The following is a 17,673-nucleotide window of genomic DNA, read 5'->3' on the forward strand; positions in this document are numbered from 1 at the left end:
TTAAGATTTAACAGGTATAATTAGAAACATCCATATAGTTTATTAATTCAAAGTTTCAATAATTAAAAACGAGAATATTTATATTATTTTTACTCGATATATTAAAACACCTGATGAATTTGGTTCTAATACCCCTGATAATATCCATTTTATATTACCTTGATATCCAGAATTATTAACACCATGTTCTGTTTCTATATTGCACAATGAAATCGAAGATGGAATCACTCCATTATTACAGTCAACTACTGACTCTAATTCTGTATATGAGGGTGTGTCATCTGAAATGGAAATATCAGTAATATTCCCTGTACCAACATTAGAAAAAATGATTTCATATTCTAATATATCTCCAGGCCTTCCCTGATTGCTGACTCCTTTCTCGGTTCCCTGAGTTATATTTGTGACCTTTTTTTCTAGTTTTAATTGACCAGCGCCTTGGAAGGAAACTTTAACCGTATCCGTGTTTGATAATGACCTTGTTACCCCATGATTGGTAATCGCGGGATCAGTAAACGTAGCTAATGCGGTTAAATTATAATGAAAAATTGCGTTCAGAGGCGCTGATATGGGGGCGTATACCTTGGATAAAATACAGACTTCTATGCTACCTACTGCTGAAATTACTGAAGTAATCGCATTATCACCACTATCTACTCGACCATTGCAATTTGCATCTTGATAAATTTGAGCACTCCATTCACTGATATTAGGATCAGCAACCATATTAGCAATAGAGAGTAAAACGTCACTTGAGGTATACGTTATTAACTTATGTGAGAAGTTCACAAACTGCCCAGGCTCAATTTCAGTGAAATTATCAGCCTCTAACCTCGGAGAACGTACTTTACCGAAATCTAATGACTCTATTGTATCTCCTGCATTAGCAGTAATGACCATCTGATTATCAGTGACATTACTGCTTTGGACTTGGCTAATCGCACTAACATCGCTTTCACTAATATCAATCCACGTAGCTTGTGGTATCACATTAAGCAACACTGGCTGACTCGCAACTTCAACGGGAAGAAGCAATTCATAGCTGCCATCACCCCGACTTCTCGTTGTTGCCAATATATCACCTGATGTATAGCTACCTTGAGTGATTCCTTGATAAATAGCTTGTACAATAAATCCACTTAAACCCGTTTCTGCTCCTGACTGAATACCATCATGTGCAACGCCACCACCAGCAGCATTATCTTCAAAAATAATGCCTCTGATGAGAATCTGATTGATAAGCTCAAATTGATAATCTTCTATCTCACCATTTATGGCAATTTCACCTAAAGAGGTATCATCAGGTTGGTTACATTCATCGGCATTAGCACATAAACGAAAGCGCATCGTTGTATTACCGTTATAGCCAGATGTAAATGCGGCAGGCAATAGAAGTTGAACAGAATTGGTTCCATCTATAACATCTAATTCATTAACAACTTGCTCACCACTATCACGATAACTGCCATTACCATTTAAATCAGCCCACACATTGAGCTTTAAAGAACTCAAATCTTGGCTGGTAACATTTACATCAACGTTTACCAGACTATTAACAACAATAGATGCGGGCATAACTACGCCATCTTCATCATCAATGTCTAATAGATCATCCCCTGTTGCATTCGGATCATCGGGCTGGGCCAGCTCAGGGTCAATAAGCAAACCTAATCGGTAATCAGCTTCGCCATCGCCGTTATTATCATAAAAATAATGTCGTGCTGTACCATCAGTTATAAGATTTGTATCACCGTGATCAACCGATTCAAAACAGCCGGCAGCATCAAAACTATTAGGATATGCATTCGCCATTGCACCAATCGGTACAATATCTCCACTATGTAAATTTATTCGATACATCGCAGAACCTGTGAAATCAATGCTACCATCCCGATTAAGGTCATGATCTCCAGTATTACTGATTGCATACATAAAAATGCCATTGTCCATAAATACTGCGCCAAACCCACCGCCATTTTGAGGCGGACTCACGCCATTCCATACCATAGCCTGTGAAGAAATAGTCCCTGTAGTTACATCCAATTGATAAATTAAACTATTAGAGACATCAGGGTTATAGAGATAACCATCTGATGCAAATGCCATATCTCCTCCCATTCCATTAACAGGAGAAGAAAAAGAAACCACATCAAATATTCTTTCAACAAGATGAATTCGAATCATTTGGTGCCATTCTTGATGGTGGATATAAAGATAGGTTCCGGTAGGATCCACCGCACCTCTTGCCGCAGATTGAATAATCTGACCACCAACATCTCTCGTTAAAATTTGGCCTTTAGAAAAACTAACGGTACCGACAGTATTGTGGGTTAGTGTTTGATTTTGCGATGATGCTACAGTTCCAAGATCAATCACCTCTGAAGCACTTTGATCGGTAATTAATAAATGAATATCTCTTTCAGGCGTAGAGGTATCCATGGCAATGCCGTAGATCAAATAGGTTTCAGGATGAATACCCAATGCATTGAGACTATTAAAATTAGTCAGATCATTAATCGTGACTGGGTTTTGTAATATGTTGGTTGAAAATGGCGGTGTTGTAGTAGGATCGAGTGCTTCTAATGTGAACACTCCCGATGCTCCATGGGATAAAATCGCGCTATCACAGGTTTCAGATACTAGAGTGTTGGTAGATGTCCATACTTGATAATCTTCAACCTCTCCATCGCCAGCTTGTTGACCTTGTTCAACATCGTTAGCTTTGTCACAAAGATTCACGGTAGAACAAAATCTTACTCGAGCTATTGTGGCTCCACTATAGGACCCCATTGCAGCAGAATCTAATAAAATGGAAAGCGTTTGCGAGCCAGAAGTGACAGGGTAATTAATTAATAACTGCTCTGATGATTCAAATGACCCACCTTTTTGATAATCCAGCCACAAGTTAATCACTCCTGCTTGATTGGTAATAACAGTAATCTCATTATTACCTGATGTCATAACCGCTGGGAAAATAACGCCATCTTCATCAATTAATGAATGTAGATTATCGTCGCGAGCCGTCACACTTTGATGAGCAATAAACTCACTATCCCACAAATTGCCTAGATAAAAATCCGTTATTCCGTTGTTATTGCTGTCTGTATATAAATGACTGGCAACACCATAACTACTTGCCGCATCACTATAATCAGTAGCAGTTGTAATACAACCAGCAGCATCAGCATACGTGCTTGTTATACTGGATATAGACTCAATAAAAATCGCTTGTTTTGATTTAGTGTTAATTTGATAGAGTGCTTGACCTGTACTATCTAAAGAGCCATTTCCATCACTATCATAATCTCCATCAATGACCACGTATAAATGGCCATCTTCGCCCTTTACCATGCCATATGAGCTTGCTATTGGTGGCGTAGAGTCAAAATTGAGAGCCATTGCACTGATAGCACCAGTTTGCGGGTTGACGGAATAAAGCGTCTGAGTAGATATTTCAGCCGAACATAATTCTTGCGATTGAGAGTCATAAACCCAATCACCATCAAATGGTAATGAAATTCCTCCACCAACAGTCATACCAAGATCAGGTAAAAGAATATTGATGGCCTGTACCGTAAAGCTATTTAAGTCTACCTGTAATATTTGACCGCTATTTGGATGACCCAAATACAGATATTGGCCATCATCACTAATAGCACCCTGATCACCAACAATATCACTACTCACTATGATGGGATCCCCCGACGTAATAGACGTTATTACACCAGTCCGTACATCAACAATATTGAAATTTTCTGCCGCCGTTGGCATACCTAAATCAACAATATTGCCCTGCTTATCAAACAAAGCGATATGTAAGGTGTTACTACCATCAAAAAAGGCACCATAAAATGCTCCACCGGCCAAATCAAAAGCAATACCATTTAGCGAATCGTACCCCGCTTGATTGGTGAATACACTTACGGGACTAAAAGGGACGGTAGAAAGATCTATACGATCGAACTGATAATTTGTCCCAGTTGTTGAACTCGTTTGATAAATGCCATCACAGGTCGTATCTGGAAATACACCTTCAATGACTTTTGCTGTGTGATCTTCTATTTCACCGTTACTTGCAAGACCCGTTGGAGAGCTACAACCTGAAGCGGCATCGTCAGTACAGATTCTTAGACGAATATAAGTATCCCCTGTTACAACTGATGCCAATCCAGACCAAGTAACGGTAACCGTTCCAACAGTCTGCGATGCTAAAATTGCACCAGACGCACGTTCTACTGCTTCAAAGGTTCCATTTTGATCGAAGTCAACCCAAACATACACTGTCGCGGCTTTAGCTGAGTTATTGGTAAATGGCACATCTAAGCTGCCAGCCCCACTGTTAATAAAAACTCGTACTTGATTACCAAAAGCATCTTCATCATCAGGTGTTGTACCTGACAAATCATCACTATCTGCATCTGTTGAGCCGTATCCATCGACATCATTATCAGTATTTTCAATACCTAACCAGATAGAATTGCCGCGAGTAATATGATGAGGACCCACATCAGCATAAGAGGTAATAAAACTATCTGGAGCATCACCAAAATCGAGGCCTAAAGGAGCGTAGCGACAACGTGCACCATCATTGGTCGACATAGTAAAGCCTAAATTGGATACTATCGTTGCGGTATAATTTGCAGATGCCCCATTACCTATCGGAATTTGTAGTACTGGCGCAGCAATACTTGGTGTTGGGGGCGAGTAATTACCATTATTGACTGCATACATATTGCCCGCTTGATCAAAATAGATCGCACCATAACTGGATGAGAAATGGCTCCCGCTATAAGTACGTGTTGTGCCATTTTCTATAACTTGCGTAACGGATTTACTATTATCACGAGTCTGAGTCACAGGATCGTAAATTGCGATAACGCCATTTGCTCTCAAACCATAGATTTTTCCATCAACTGGATTGATTGCAAAATCAGCGGTAGAAAATGCGGAAATAGAAGGACGACCAATTTCTTGTAAATATGTTTCATTAGCCGGATTGACATCAACCATCAAAATATAACCAGTCCCCCCCCCTGTCATATATAAAATACCGTCATCAGAAATGGTGGCATTATTAAAATTAATGTTGATATTGGATCCAGTTAAAGTAATCGGTAATAAATGGACATTGTAATCACCGTCAACTAAAGCGATCACTCGCAGGTTTGTGCCACTTATATCACCAATAATATGATTGGTTTGCATGGCATAACCAACTTGTAAACCATTATTGTTATAGTCAGCGGTGGTGTCAGGGGCGAGTTCTTCTGTTGCACCAGAAAATAAATCCACCGCAAATAGATCTGCTGGGGTTCTTAATGTTAAATAGCCATCAGCATCACAAGAAGCAAACTCAGGCGCTAAAAAGTCGGCAAAGTTATTATTGCTGCTGTCACCTGTAATAACGCCTAACGAAATGATATTGGCTGAACTCGAGCCATAGCCATCAGGATCTGCAATAGTATTATTGATCAGTAAGCCATCAGTATTTACGGCACCAACTTGAGGAGGACATATTGAGGGTGCGGGTAATGTTTCATTTGCGGTTTCAAACAGTTGGTAGCTATGGCCATCAAGTGCAGCCAAAGAGTAATCACCATTACTGTCTGTCAGGGTCGATTGACAAGTACCAGATGTTTGATCAAATAGTGTTATGACCACTCCAGCGATTCCAACCTCACCAATATCAAGTGAGCCATTATAAAAAGGATAAGCCGTTGAAAAACTGGTATCAGTACCTAAATCATTAAAAACCTTACCACTAATACGACGACCAATAATAACGGTGAAATCTTCCACTTCACCATCACTGGCAACTCCAGCATAATCATTGGCGGTTAAACTATCGGTTGTAATTCTTAATCGAGCAAAAGAAGTGGTTGGTGTGGCCGATACCGTAAAGCCGGAAAATGCTAATAAAGCAGAGCCGTCACTATTGCTGTCTATATCATTACAACTGATCTGTGCAAACTCACCGCTATCAGAAAAATCTCCGTCAGCATTAAAATCAACCCAACCATAAACGGTTGCCGCTAGATCTGTTGTACCATTATGATCGTTACAGATAGCATTAATTTGGTAAGTCGTACTGTCAAGAAAAAGTCCTTCCATGCCTGTAACAGCATCTTCATCATTACCACTCGCAATACCTGATGTATCATTACTATCATCATCAAGCGCCGTATTGGGAAAATCTTCTATACCATCAGAAAAACCATCACTATCAGCATCAGGAGCCGTATTACCAAGATATATTGTGTAACGGTTCCCGCCCAAACCGTGCTCAGCCCCGCCACTGCTTGCCAGAGTTTGATAAGAATCAGGAGCATCACCAAAATCACTTTCTTGACTAAATGTAATGACGTGATCTTCAATTTCACCATTTACTACTGAGCCTGCACTTCGCTCATCCCAATTTGTTGCAATATCATCAAAAGGCAGAACACTATCGGTAATTCTTAATCGTAAATACGTTGTTCCCTCTTGCACATTATCAATATCAATCCAGCGCAACAGAGCTGAACCCGGATTACTCGGATCGGTATCAATGCATTCTCTTGAGGTAAATTCAGACTCTTCAAACCGGTTATTTTGGTTAAAATCAATCCAGCCATAAACAGTAGCACCAAGATCAACCCCAGTATCGTTATCATTACAAGGAATCGTTAGGGTAAAAATATTTTTTGCCGAATCAAAAACAACACCAGCAACAGCATCTTCATCATTGCCTACTGATAATATTGAGGTATCTGTTGTATCGTCTAAGTCTGCAGTAACGCTCTGATTCAAACCTAAGTCACTATCAGGAGCAATCGATCCAAGATAAATACTTGGAGTAGAAGCATTACTATGAGATGCGCCATCAGAGGATAGTAAAGTATGGTAAGTATTGTCTGAACCGTCATCAGGAGCGTCACCAAAGTCAATTTGACGGATATCAAATAGATAATCTTCAACTTCGCCATCACTTGCCGTACCTGTTGGCGTTGCACAATCTCCAGTAGAACAAGTTCGTAAACGTAAATACGTTGTAGAAGTCGTTGTCGGCGTAATAAAACCACTGAAGGTCAGGTTAGCTATACCATCATTTAAGGATCCGCTTCCATCGTTGGTATCAATACAGTCAGCTTGAGCATTGGTTTCAAATATTCCATCCTGATCAAAGTCAATCCAGCCATAAACCGTCGCACCTAAATCCCCCCCACTTGAGCTATCAAAATCGTTACAAAGTACAGCTAAGTCATAATTCGTTGCACCAACAACAGTCCAAGGATCAGAAGAAAGCCCATCTTCATCTGCCATATTATCTAGCTCATCTGCATCTGCATTTGCATTTTGCAATAAGCCAGAATCATAATCAGGTTGCTGTGATCCCAAGAAAACAATGTCTATGAAAGGATCTAAATGCTTGGCCCCATTATCATTTTCTCGGGTATTATAATTATTAAGGCTGGTTCCTGATGATGGATCAGGAGCATCACCAAAGTCGGCAAACTCAATAAAATGATCTTCAACTTCGCCCCAACTCACACTCCCTGTTGGAAATGGATTGGTAATAAAAGAGGACTGATTAGTAATACGAAGACGAATAAAAGTATTAATCTCTGTTGCTATAATGTTATCCCACCAAATAACATAGACATCACCATTCGTACCAGAAGGAACATTAGCCATTCCAGGCATAAGTTGAGATCGCTCAGTCGGATTATCAAAAACACCGTTATTATTCCAATCCAACCATCCAGCTAACATAGCTCCTGAACCAGAAACATTGCGAGCAGGGACTTCAATACAATAGGTATTTTCATCCATTGTGATCGTAGATAACGCCACAATACCTGTCGTTGTATCTTGAACTAGCCCAGAACACGTTGCCCCTAATTCCCAAGGCGTAATGACAACACCAGTCCCCTCATCATTAGTACCCGAATTATCGTCACCGGTTGCGGTACTATTACTTAAGTTACTGTTTTCATAATCAATATCAACATTACCAATACGCATTGTTTTTGTCGTACTAGTATAAGTATGCCCAGCTAAGCCATAACTACTCGGCGCATCACCATGGTCGTCACAATAAACAGAAATCGTATTAGATGAGGTATTACCGCCAATGTTATAGGCACTGATAGTATAATTCACAATGGTTTGAGTTGGTCCCGATAACCAAATATTCATTCCAGCGTTTATATGTCCAGACTGAATACGTCCCCAAATTCGATTTCCTGACCAGTTTAAAGATTGGAATCCGCAACTGCCACACACATCGCCAACAACGTTTGTTAAAGATACACCTGGCGGTAAATTAAGATTAAAATCAAAGTCTTTATCAACATTTCCGTTACCATCAGACCAATCAACAACCCAGATACTTCCCGTCATCTGCTGACCGCATTGATTCGCACTAATGGTCATGCCTTGTATGTTGGCTTCACCCCATACAAAGGAAGAAAACAGCAGGAAGAATAGAAAGGTGATCTTTGTCAACCGATTGATGATAACCATAAAAACCTCTCGTAGGTGAAACTTCGTCTAAGCAGTCTTTATGATTTTCTTGTTGCAAAAAAAAGACTACTTTGAAAGCAAAGCAATCTTTATTCCAACATGTTAACAAGACCTCAATAGGCTGAATTCAAGATAAAATTACCGAGGCCTTCTCAATAAACGCAAAAAGCTACCACATATATCTTTGTGGTAGCTTTTTGTCATATAGCTAAAATGATTTTTAATATCAGTCAATCACGACTCGATAAATCACTGTACCTTGCTCACCAGCTAATAAACTACCAGTCATATCCCAACGTACTTCCCCCTCATAACCTACCGTGTTTGTACCGTTAGCGGTCACAGGAATACAGATCAGTGAAGTGGGTACAGAGCCTGAGGTACAATCAATCGCTTGAGAAAGCTCGGTATAACTTGGCGTACTATCAAAAATACTCACTTCGGTTAAATCACCACTACCCACATTGGTAAAGGTAATCGTGTATTCCAACACATCACCTGGACGCCCTTGGTTACTCACTCCAACCGCAGTACCCTGTGTAATATTACGTACTGTTTTCTCTAATTTAAGTTCACCTGCGCCACTAAACGTCGCTCGAACCGTATCTTTATCAAGTACTTGACGAGTCACTCCATGGCCAGTGGCGGCACTGTCAGCAAACGTCATGTCTGCAGCAATATCGTAGTGATATAAAGCGTTAAGTGGCGCATCTGCTGGCACAAATACTTTGCTAAGTAGACATACAGCGGTATTGCCACTTACTGCAACTGGGTTGACAATTTGAGTATCCGCCCCATCTATTACCCCATTACAATCATTATCTTGATAGAGCACCGCATTCCAACCATCATTAACAGGTTCAACTTCTGTATTAATGATTGAGAAATTCACACTCCCTGCTGTCGCAGCGGTAAATTTATGAGAGAACAGCACCGATTTACCCGGCTCTGCTTCACTGAAATTATCTGGCTCCATACGAGGCTCTTGCACTTTACCAAAATCTAATCCAGAGATGTCATCCCCCGCATTAGCATTCACGCTCATTTGACTGTCGGTCACACTGCTACTGGTAACTTGCGTAATGCCCGTCACATCGGCCTCACTGATGTCGATCCAATCTGCTTGCTTGACTACGTCTAACAGCAGATCTTTACCTGAGAAATCCACCCCTATCACAAATTGGTAAGAGCCATCGCCGGAGGTAAGGTCTGTGGCTATAACATCACCGGGTGTAAAGCCTGTCACTCCAGTATCATTAAAGGTTACCGTTACCGTAAAGTTACCCAAACCTACTTCTGAGCCCTCTTGTAACCCATCATGCGCAGCTGTTGCCCCTCCAACGCCATTGTCTTCAAACACGACGCCACTGAGTACAATTCGATTCAGCAGTTCAAACCAGTGATCTTCCACTTCACCATCATTTGCAGCACCATCAAAGGTATTACAGCTGTTAGCACTAGAGCACAGACGTACTCGCATCACAGTATTGCCATTAAACCCTTCGGCACTGGCGGCATCTAATATGACCGAAATACTGTTGTTGCCCGTTGTGACCGCTTGATCGTTAATTAACTGCTCATTGCTATCGGCAAAATCACCATCATTATTTAGATCAACCCAGATACTGACAAAACCATCACCGACAACTTGAATTGGTAGCGTGGTGCTGGTCTCAACAATAATTTGAGTCGGGATCACTAAATCTTCATCATCTTGCCCGTAATTATCATCGCCTGAAGCATCAACGCTGAGCCATGGACCAAACTCAGGATCCCAACGAGCACCAAGATATAAGTCGGCCGTACCATCAACAGCCACATCAAAATAGGCATGGCTAGCTTGGCCATAACTGGCTGCTGCATCCCCATAATCTGTCGAATCATAACAACCTGCTCCATCATTACCTTGTAAACTGCCTTGATCTGAAGCCGTCACATACTCAACCTCTTGTGTCATCACATTGATACGATAGACCACCGCCCGCTCATTAAGATCAATCACACCGTTATTATCAGTATCGTGATTACCACCATTAGTTAAGGCGTAGAGACTCACCGCGTTATCCATCACTAACGCACCAGCTTGCAATTTGCCATTAGTGTCTAACGTCGGCTCTGCACCAAAATACGCCAACGCTTGTGCTGTAACAGCCCCCGTCGATAGATTCACGGTATAAAGATTATCGCCATTGAGATCGACCAAATAACCCAATCCCGACTGACTACTGATGGCTAAATCTGCGCCCACTTCAATAGAGCCACCACCATAAGATCCCCCCATGGTTGCAATATCTAAAGGTACGGTCGTGAAAGTTTGAGTATTGAGATCAATTTTAACTAGGGAATCCCAAGAAGTACGCCACACAATTAAATGGTTACCATCAGCGGTAACATCCCCCGCAGTTGGGGAGCTTAAAACGGTTGACGTTGAGCTGTATCCGGTATGACGTAATGAATCTCCGGCTGCAAAATCAAAACTTTCCCCATCTTGCAGACGACGAATAGTGGTGGTAGATTCCGCGCGGATCTCCCCCAAATCGATAAAACTGGTCCCCGTTTTATCAGTCACAAACAAGTGATGAATGCGATCGGCTTGTGACATATCGGTAAAAGTACCGTAAATCAACCCACTGATACGGTTAAAGCCCAATGCATTAATATTGGCGATATTACTTTGATTCACAATAGTGATTGGATTCACGATATCAGTAAAGGTAATTGGATTACTCGGCACATCCAGTGAAGTATAGGTATAGTCAGTGGCAGAAACGGGAAGGCGAGTTTGCATGATCAAATCACACTGATTATTACCGACAAGATCTGAGATAAGTACTCGATAATCTTCCACTTCTCCATCATTGGCCAACCCAATTGGGCTATCACACCCCACATCACTACACAGACGAACCCGCAAGTAGCTGTAACCTACGACGGCCCCGGCAGGGATCGGGACACTGTAACTGTTATTACCAATAGCGGCAGAGGTATCGGCTACGATCTGCTCTCCCGCATCATCCCAATCACCGTCGAGGTTAAAATCTAACCACGCATAGAGACGTTGTCCGGTACTTGCTCTGTCACTGTCTTCAACCACGTTGACTGTAATATCAAAGTTTTCCCCTTTGGTCGCAGACTGTACAAGTGTCACACCGTCTTCATCATCAAAATTGTTATTATCATCCGCAATGGCACCAATATCTTGTAAGTTGCCTAAATCGGCATCCCACAAATTACCCATTCGCAAATCGATAAAGCCATTATCATCAGTATCGGCCTGCACATGCATTGCACCATCATTTTCATATGTGGTGGTGTAGTTATTAATGCCAGTACCAACAGTGGTATCCGGTGCATCACCTAAATCAGTACCCAGTACATTCGGAGCGGCAGTGAAACACCCTTTTTGTAAGTTGTACGCATCTCCCGTACTGCCCGTAAAGCCAAACCGAACTAAATTCCCACCTAAATCTGCAATTAAATCACGAGTAAAAGAGCCAACTAAGACCCCATCCATGTAATACATCATGGTGTTAGTACTTGGGTCCCACTCAAACTGAGTAATGTGATAGCGCCCATCTTCTAACTCACCCCCATTCACTGGATTTGCGGCAATCAAGGTGTTACCTGCACTTGGCGTATAAACATCACCATGTAGATACACCGCAGTATGATCCAATTTGCCAAGGCCATCATCTAAATCATCGGTAGCCCCGATATAGGTATTATCGAAGGTATCAAATTCCACCACCATAGAAGGGGCAATTCGCGTTTCGGTTGAACCAAAGATATTGGCATTACCGATCCCATCAACGCCTAAATAACCCCCTAAGCCACCTTGTGCGTTCAATCCGCGCGGGTCGTTAGATAACACAAAGGTCATACCGTCACCACCAGCTTCAATATTAAAAGGAGGCACAACATTAGCACTGCGATCACCTAGATACACTGCAAGCTCAATGTAAAACGGTTGATTTAAATCGATAAAACCGTAACTCCATAAGAAACCGTATTGATTGGTTGCATTAGGGGTTACAACATACTCACCATTGGTATCAAGGTAGGCATTTCCCGCTGCAAAGGCACGCGGTGCATCACAGGTTCCAGGCTGTACCGTATTGGAGATAATTGGCGTAACGGTATCGGTGTCATCTTCACCATTACCAAACCCATTATTAGGGGTAGAATCAATATCATTGATGCTGGTCTCTATAATCTCTGCGCTAATCGCTGGCGCAGTAAGAGATTGAGGCGCCAATCGGATCACCGCATAATCATTAAAGCCAAGGCCAACTGCGCCTAAATCCAACTCGCCCGTAACGGGATCATAGGTGGTAATTTCAGTGACCCCATCTCCTGCGTAAGCTTTCACAAAACTGTATCCAGCAGGGATCGGCAAGGTTACTTTGGTATTAAGTGCTACTGTTGCTCCCATATTTTCGACACTGACCACCACATTAAAAGGAATACCTAAAGTGACATTCGCACTAGGGTCAAGGGCTAACATTAAGGCTAAATCGCCGGGTGGTTTAAGAGAAATAAGGTGATCTTCTACTTCACCATCCCCCGCACTACCTGTTGGTTGAGCACACACTTCTCCACTAGAACAGATACGTAAGCGAGCAAATGTATCCATAATTTGAACATCGGCAGGAACCGTAAAATTTAAGGTGCTATTACCTGATGCATTAACTGTAACAGTTGCTGTTTCATCGTTATCGAAAACACCATCCAAATCAAAATCAATCCAACCATATAAATTGTCACTACCCGATGTCACCACAGGAACAGTCAAAGAGAGTGTATCTCCAGCCACAAGAATGGTTGGAATGAATGGCTGAGTAAAGCCATCTTCATCATCAGGGGTTACACCATTGGTATCGTCACCATTAGCAGTAGCAGTTGGTTGACCATCATTTTCATTATCTGCCGTATTGCCCCCTAAATATGGCAAACCAACATCTGTTTGGTGACGAGGTCCATCTGCTGTTAATTCAGTCGCATAACCATCAACAGTTGGCGCATCGGCCCAATCTAGTGGTACTGGTGCATATCGACAACGGGCACCATCATTGCCTGCAGCAGAAGCATTGGTTTGAGAGAACAGTGTCGCGGTATAGCTGCCAGCAGGTTTTGAGCCATCTAATACATCGATACGGTAGATTCGGCCTGGGGATGGATTTTCAGAGATATACATATACCCTTGGTCATCAAAGTACATCGCTCCATAAGGACCCGTGGCGATACCTGATAAAAGACCTAAAGATGTCCTAACCCCTGTTGTCGGGTTAAAGCGATATAGAATTCTAGAACCATCGCTTGGTACAGAATAAATAAAACCATCAATTGGATTAAAAGCGATATCAGCGTAATTCAAACTTGTGGTAGGTAGTGTACCCACTTGAGTTAAATAGGTCTCACTATTGGGGTTAGTATCAAATAGATAGAAGGTGCCACCATTATGAGCATACAAAATCCCATTATCATCGATATCACCATTATTAGAACCGCTTGGCATGGTTGAGTTAGTTATAGATAATGAGTAAGTGTTATAAGCACTATCAAATAAATTAAGCGTACTTGTCCCTTGCATTCCTGCTAATGTATTGGTCACCATTGAGTACCCAACAGCACTACCGGCTGTAACAGGAGAAGTTAACAGATCAATACTTCCTGTCGCTAAATTCACTGCATTAAGCTGAGTAACACCACCACTACTTTGAGTTAAATATGCCGCTGACGAACAGATATCAAACGAACTTACTGCAAAGTCACCAAAATTAACGTTTGTGACTACTCCTGCGCTAACGGTGACAATATTTGCACTACTGGATTGGAAAGTTGAGGGATCACCTATCGTTCCTCCGACATAACTGCCCGTATTCGTATCTAATGTTGGAGCCGTTGGTGGACAGGTTGGTGAGGCTATATTAGTTTCATTTACGGCTTCATAGACTTTATAAGTACCAGCAATACCTGCTGTAATCGTATAAGCTCCTGTTGTCGCATCAGATATAGCCGCATAACACAGCCCTGTTATTGTGTTGTAAGCTACAATAGGAACTGCTACACCAAGACCTGTTTCTGAGCCATCTTTAATCCCGTTAGTTGCCGCCCCACCGCCGCTACCATCATCATTAAAGACAAAGCCTGATATTTGAGCAGCAACAACTGTAATTAAATAATCTTCCACTTCTCCATCATCAACTAAATCTAATGGAGTGTTACAATCAATATCAGATCAGACTCGAACCCTTAAATAAGTATTGCCTAAAGATGCTGCTGCCGGAATAGTAATTGTATAATTTTGTGTTCCCGTATTAGCGGATGTATCAATGATTGCTTGTTCGTTGGCATCGTCCCAATCGCCATCTTGGTTCCAATCAGCCCATGCATATAACCTTAAGCCAACCAGCGTTGATTCAGGATCTTTAGTTATCGTAATTGAGGTATCGGCAGATCCTCCACGTATGAAGCTATCCGTCCATATTACGCCATCCTCATCATCAGAACTATCTAGGTCATCAGCCGTTGCCGCAATATTATGTAAATTGCCGTCATCATTATCCCATAAGAGACCTAAGACAATATCATTTTGGCTATCCCCATCAGTATCATTAAATGCATGTCCGGCTCCACCATTATCATAAAGCGTTTGATAATCGCCAGAAGCCGTACCTGTTGAAGTATCAGGAGCATCACCTAGGTCATAATCATTGGCCTGAAAAATTGCTCCACCTAATGAACTAAATAATAAACGAACAGAATGAATCGAAGCATCATTAATTACGCCAAGTCCCCATTGCACACCGATACCATTATCGGTTCCAGTATTGGTATCAAGTGTATTGTCCAGTAAAAAGGGAGAACTATTTAAATTCGTTCCTATCATGGTGGAATATTGTCCAGAAAAATAACGGTCCCAAGATCTATCAAGCTCAAGGTATCCCATAAACTGGTCATTAATTGTGTAATTTTTAGTTACCCCTACCAATGAATAAGGTGGAGAAGCTGGTTGATAGTTAGCTGTGTTATAAGGAATCGTAAATGCCGCGCCTTGATCACCCCCATTTAAATAGGTATCAAATCCTTGCGCTAAACCAATACTAGAGCTATTCAAACCATCTGCTGAGTCGACACAATATTGTTGATCGAAAAACTCATCGCCATTAGTGTAAGTAATTTTCGTCACAATCCGAATGTCGCTATTATCAAACAAGTTATTACCATCACGATCCCAATAGCGTGATGACCATATAACATAAGGATCTACCGTTGAACCACTACCCGTTACATTACTAACTAGGTAGTCTTTATAATTACAATATTCTCCATTACTACCGTCATTAACATGCATAAAAGGAAATGTTCCACCACATGAATACGACGTATATTGATATGATTGCCGTCCCCCGTTATAACCGACTCCATTACCGCCAGATGCAATATGATCAATACGAAGTGGTGTGCCACTGATAGTGACGAATTCGGTAGCAGTTTTTGTTGTTGCTCCTGCTAATCCTGAAATATCACAACTGACAACAACATCACGAAATTCAATATCACCATAACCTGTTACATCATTGTCTGGATCCGGGAAATTATCGGTTTGCGTGTTATCGAAAATACCATTGGCATCTAAATAATCATCGGATGATTCTAAATTGCCATGCAAACCATTGACGCCAACAAGACCCAATAACGTTAATCCAGCTTCGGTAGTATCATTAGCCCCTTGGTTATCTGAATTTAAGTCTCTAAAATCTGGTTCATCCGTACCATCAGTATTTACAGGCGTTAAGCCACCAAGATAGGCACTGTTAATACCATTATTTGCAGTATAAGTTGCAATACTATCCGTATTAGAGGCCACATAACCTATCGTAGTTTGAGCTTCAATATTATCAGGGATACCATCGCCATCAGCGTCCAAATCGATATGATTATAAATGCCGTCATTATCAACATCATCAGATACACAAGTTGTACGTAATTTGATCGGAGAGCTGTTTGTTGGTGCGGTTGAATTTGAATAGGTTAATGTCACACTAGAAACAAAATCACTAGACGTAATAGACCATTGAGAATCAACCGCAGGAATGTGTCCGCCTGTAGCTAAAGGTTGGAAACTAACAGAGCTTGTATTATCACCAACAATGTTTTGTAATTCTGGTGAAGTCCCACCTAATCGGGCATGGGTAATAGCTGGATTATAAACCGACAAAATTGCACCAGTAACACTAACCGACCACTCATCTGAACTATCAAACCAAGAAAAGCTATCCGATTGAGATAAAATTAGCTTCACTGGATCAGCAAAAGTAATGGTATAAACCATCTGTTCACCAACCCCGCCAGCTACGGATAGTCTTATTTGGCCTGTATTTGTTCCTGCTGGTGAACCTGTACTTGTACCACTTAAGACACCATCAAACATTGTTGTTAACAGCGGCGTATTTGATTCATCTGGCGAGCCTGCTGTAATACCGGATAAATCAAGAGGTACATCAACCTCACACACTATTTCATCAGTATCTAATATACCGTCATTGTCATCATCAATATCAATTGCATCATCAACTCCATCACCATCGGTATCAGCAAGAATTCCGGAATAATCAACATATAGATCTAGCGGTATAAATTTTTCATCCGGCTCACCATAGACCAGTTCAAGATCCCAATCACCATTGAGTTCTAAGCTACCAGTCTTATCATCAGAGGCATATACCGTTATCCCGGCTAATTGTGCAAATATAGCCAGCAATTTTTTACCATCTTCCGTTTTACCTAAATCACAAGCTAGAAGATTCAATGTACTATCGACACCTAACACTTTGCCTAACTGCTGTATCTCAGTCTGGTAAGAATAGATATTATTTAACGTGATGGTGTCTCGACCAAAACGAATTTCACCAGAACGGCCATGGGAAAAATAATCAACTGAATCGAATTTTGAATGTGTATTTAGATAAATAATAAAATCAGAAATACTTGAGATAGAGTAATGGACATTTAATTCATTATGAAAAAATTCATCAGACATTAATTGCTGATCAACCACAATAACTCTTTCAGAGATGACTCTTTCTGTGAACAAGTCCGCGAATAAAATAAAACCCAAAATAATTAGTAGCGCACTTGTATGTATTCTCATATCACTTATCCATC

At 41.2% G+C, this 17,673-nt stretch carries 3 protein-coding genes; all 3 read right to left on the reverse strand.

Going from position 1 to position 17,673, the window contains the following annotated elements; genetic code table 11:
• Positions 1-78: 78 nt before the first annotated feature.
• On the reverse strand, positions 79-8,505 hold the full coding sequence (locus CTN07_RS05335; RefSeq protein WP_005304350.1) for a GEVED domain-containing protein: 8,427 nt from the start codon (positions 8,503-8,505) through the stop codon (positions 79-81).
• Positions 8,506-8,731: 226 nt separating this feature from the next.
• Complete coding sequence (locus CTN07_RS05340) at positions 8,732-14,695, reverse strand: GEVED domain-containing protein (RefSeq protein WP_005304347.1); 5,964 nt, start codon at positions 14,693-14,695, stop codon at positions 8,732-8,734.
• A 48-nt stretch (positions 14,696-14,743) separates the two neighbouring features.
• Complete coding sequence (locus tag CTN07_RS05345) at positions 14,744-17,566, reverse strand: DUF4347 domain-containing protein (protein WP_170107342.1); 2,823 nt, start codon at positions 17,564-17,566, stop codon at positions 14,744-14,746.
• Positions 17,567-17,673: the final 107 nt, after the last annotated feature.

Source organism: Photobacterium damselae (assembly GCF_003026815.1).
Classification (GTDB): Bacteria; Pseudomonadota; Gammaproteobacteria; order Enterobacterales; family Vibrionaceae; genus Photobacterium; species Photobacterium damselae.

Bases quoted from the DNA above. Each gene is read 5' to 3' on its own strand.
- CTN07_RS05335 (WP_005304350.1), bottom strand. From the start codon at position 8,505: ATGGTTATCATCAATCGGTTGACAAAGATCACCTTTCTATTCTTCCTG.